Consider the following 3,504-nt stretch of genomic DNA (forward strand, 5'->3'; position numbering starts at 1 on the left):
GCCCAGGCCCATGGGAAGCCGAAACGAGGAAGCGGCGCACAAAAAACCTAGGCACGCCGGGAACGCCGGGACAAGAGAACAAGGAAAGGTAGGACAATCCCGCAAACCCGGTTTTCGGCCGCGTCCGACACCGAGTGGAGGTAGACAGTCGCATAGGCACCTCCAGCGGGTCGACAACGGAAGCGACAGAGAAGAAACGTTCCGAGCTCCGCACTCCGAAGTGCCTGCGCAACCCGGCGGACGCACCCGCCGACCGTCGCACGACAGCGCCGCCCGGGGGCGCACAACACCCCTTCCACCGCACGCCCTCACCGCATATTCACGAGGCGGCATCAAAACCCCGCCGTCCCCCGGCCCACCCGTCCCGCACGGCCGGTGAACCCGGCGGGGTCGGCAGACCAGGGCTGCTCGTTCCCGCGCTCGCGGTCTCACCCCGCGCGCCGCGCATTTGCCCCGGAGCGCGCGGTCGACAGTGGGCCGCACCCATCTCCGCCGTCGTGGAAGGCATGGCGCCGTCCCGGCCGTGCGCCTGGGCTCGGGCCAGGTGGTCGAGTTCGCGACATGGTAACGAAGTGAGCCCCGGCGGCTTGGCGACGTCGTTGGCGAATCCCGGGGCGAGCGTGACGCCGTCCTTCATGACCCGTTGTGGTCGTAAGGCCGACGTCGTGTTCGGGGAGGGTGTCGGTGTCGCTGCGCGCGAGGATGGTCGGCGAGGTTCCTGAGGAGACGGCCCGGGTCGCGCGGGCGGCCTCCTTTCAAGCTTGTGGCCGTACTCGTTCCCGGCCGGGAACGAGTACGGCCACCGCGTGTTCATCGGTTGGTGTGCGGACAGACGAAGATTGTGCGGTGTGGTGCTTCGCTCAGTTGGCGCGACGGGTTTTGACTCCGTGGGCCTCGAAGTCGTAGACGGTGTTGTTGATCCGCAGGCCGTCGACAGCGCCGATCCACATGTGGTCGCGGCCCTTGCTCACCGCGGCGGTGTAGATGATCGGCTGCTCGCCGCCGTCGTTGAGCGCGGTTTTGAGCTGTTGGAAGGTGCACATGGTGGTCTGGTTGCACCCGGTCACGTTCCCCGCGTTGCCCGTGAGGAACCAGTCGCCGGTGGTGGTGGCGTCCAGGTAGGGACTCCAGCGGTTCGTCACGGGGGAGGGACCTGGCATCCACACCATCGTGGAGTAGTTGGTGGCGGGAGCCGCGGTCAGGTTCGGATCGATCTCGAACTTGATCCCCGGCAGGTTCCGTGGGCCACCGTAGGAGATGTTCTCGTTGGTCTGGAAGACGTGGAACCCGACCTGGTTCAGTCCCAGGACCGGGTCGCCGAAGAAATCGACCTCGTTTCCGAAGTCGACCTTCTCACTGGGCGGAGTGAGGGAGGTGGAATCGTCTGCCACCTCGATTCCCAGGCTGCCCCGCCCGTAGGGCGGCCTCGCGGAGGGGCCCTGTACTCCGAAGGAGCCGTACGGGCCGTTCCTGAGGGCGGCAACGGGCGAACCGATCGTGTTGCGGGTGATCACACCCCAGTGGTCCGAGTGTCCTCGGTCTCCGCCGGTCGCGGCGGTCACCGCGTTTCCTCGGTCTCCGCCGGTCGCGGCGGTTGCCGATCCCGGGATGGCCGAGACAGCGATCGCGGCCAGCGCTGTTACCCCGAGTGTCACTCTTCGTTTCACGCCAAAGCGAGCGTTCACGCTTCGCTCCTCATCGTGTCGATTGAAGGGCAGAACGGGCGCCAGAGCGGCGCCCGGTGCAGTGCGCGCCCCACAGTAGGCAGCTCAGCACCCGGGTCTCCCCCGACGCGCTGGGTATATATGACGAGTCCCACCGGAGGGCGAACCGCTACTGCCAATGGCGCAGAGGGGTGTCAGCTGGGCTGATCGCCGGGCTTTCACCGGGATCTACTACTCCAGTCCGGTTTCGCGAATTGTGGCCGTATCCGGCCGGGAACGGGTACGGCCACAGCGTGATCATCGGTGGGTGGCTGGACAATGACGATCGTGCGGTGGCCGCCGGCCATGGATGGCGTAGACCCCGCCCACTGGCGGGCATGTCGCGATCGAGAGCTTCGATTCCGGTGAACCGATGGAGTCTCGGAGAAGGATTTCCGAACGGACGCAGAGGTTCGGCACGGCCCGCACCCTGGCTCTCACGGACGACGAATCGCTCGACCTCATCCGCGAATTCCTGACTGAATACAAAGGTGAAGATGATTCCTCACGCATCGGCTCTGGTCACGTGGCGCAAAGTCCACGTACAGCGAGAAAGCTCCGGGCGGCTGTGTCGACGTACCGGACGGGTACGCCGGGGGCGTTCCGGTACGTGACTCCACGGACCCGCACGCCCCGCGCTCGTCTTCGAGGCGGACGTGTGGGCCTCGTTCGTCGGCGCTGTCAAGCGCAGCTCGCCGACGGTTCCACTCCCTTGACATGCCGCACCCTCAACATCCCGGCGAGGGCCGACCGAGATGCCCGGTCAGCCCTCAGCGCGTCAGCGGATGCGACTCCGTCCGGTGAGGTGGCTTCAGCCGACCTTGTAGCGCAGGTTGGCCTGTACCTTCACTGTCGCCTTGCGCTTGACCAGGATGGAGGCCTTCTTGGTGCTGTTTGAGTTGTTGGTCCAGTGAACGGCGTAACCCTCACCCGGCTTGATCGCCTTCTGGTTCCTGTCGTTGCCGCTGCTGCCCAAGCTGACGTTCAGCGTCTTGCCGCCGGAGGAAACCAGCTCAACCGAGAGAGTCTTCCCCCTCGTCACCGTGATGTCCTGGCGGCATGTCTTCCACTTGGTGCCTTTCGGGAGGGTGCAGCTGAAGTTGGTCGCCTGTGCGCTCACGCTGGACGGGGCGACCGTCGGCGCCGGGGCGCGGAGGGTGTCGGCGCTGGCTGCCGGGGCCATCGCGAGTCCGCTGCCGAGCACCGCGGTCGCGGCACCGAGGGCGAGGCGCCGAGTCGTGATCATCTTCACTCTGTCTCCTTGTCTGCACGTCAACGTGCCCGTGGCGCTCTCGCCTCAGCTGTCGCCACCGAGGCAAGGCGGGCACGGAAACCACACTGAGGGACGCCCCGAGGGGGTTGGGTAGCGCAGCACTCGAAGGTGGGACGTTCTGGATGTCCCGTCCGTGAAACGCCCAGGTGGTTGGACGGCATGACTGTGGGAGATGGGACATTCTGGGAGGCCCCGGTGGCCCGGTAGACGGCGGTGGCGTTCGCGGAGGGCTCGTAGAGGTCGAGTCGGAAGACCGGAAGGCACCGGCCGGTTCGGCGACGGTTGCGTAGAACCCTTTGTCCCTGCCGCCTCGCGCGCAAGCCCGGCGCTTTCGCAGCCCCTGCTCCATACGGGTGGGCATGAACCCGCGCAGCGGCCATGGCCCCGCCTCTGAGCGGCGTGGACACTGAGGTTCTGAGGGCACGGCGAAGCTCAGGTTGAGGAGGGTGTTTGGTGGAGGGGTTGACGGGGTGGTTGGCGGCGAACGCCTGGAGGTTGGAGGGGGTTCGGCCGGGTGGTCCGGTGGAG

General features: G+C 66.7%; 2 protein-coding genes and 1 pseudogene. 1 reads left to right on the forward strand and 2 read right to left on the reverse strand.

What is annotated here, in order from left to right:
* Nucleotides 1-860: 860 nt before the first annotated feature.
* Nucleotides 861-1,562 (reverse strand): hypothetical protein, encoded by a 702-nt coding sequence (locus GL263_RS23500; RefSeq protein WP_323379536.1) that lies wholly within the window; start codon nucleotides 1,560-1,562, stop codon nucleotides 861-863.
* 723 nt (nucleotides 1,563-2,285) lie between these two features.
* Between GL263_RS23500 and GL263_RS29130 the strand changes: the two are divergent.
* Nucleotides 2,286-2,507, forward strand: a pseudogene (locus GL263_RS29130) (hypothetical protein); the annotation flags it as partial.
* A 7-nt stretch (nucleotides 2,508-2,514) separates the two neighbouring features.
* On the opposite strand, the gene GL263_RS23510 reads toward GL263_RS29130, so the two are convergent.
* On the reverse strand, nucleotides 2,515-2,955 hold the full coding sequence (locus GL263_RS23510) for a hypothetical protein (RefSeq protein WP_182857748.1): 441 nt from the start codon (nucleotides 2,953-2,955) through the stop codon (nucleotides 2,515-2,517).
* Nucleotides 2,956-3,504 lie beyond the last annotated feature (549 nt).

The sequence above is a fragment of the Streptomyces durbertensis genome (assembly GCF_014156695.1).
Taxonomy (GTDB): domain Bacteria; phylum Actinomycetota; class Actinomycetes; order Streptomycetales; family Streptomycetaceae; genus Streptomyces; species Streptomyces durbertensis.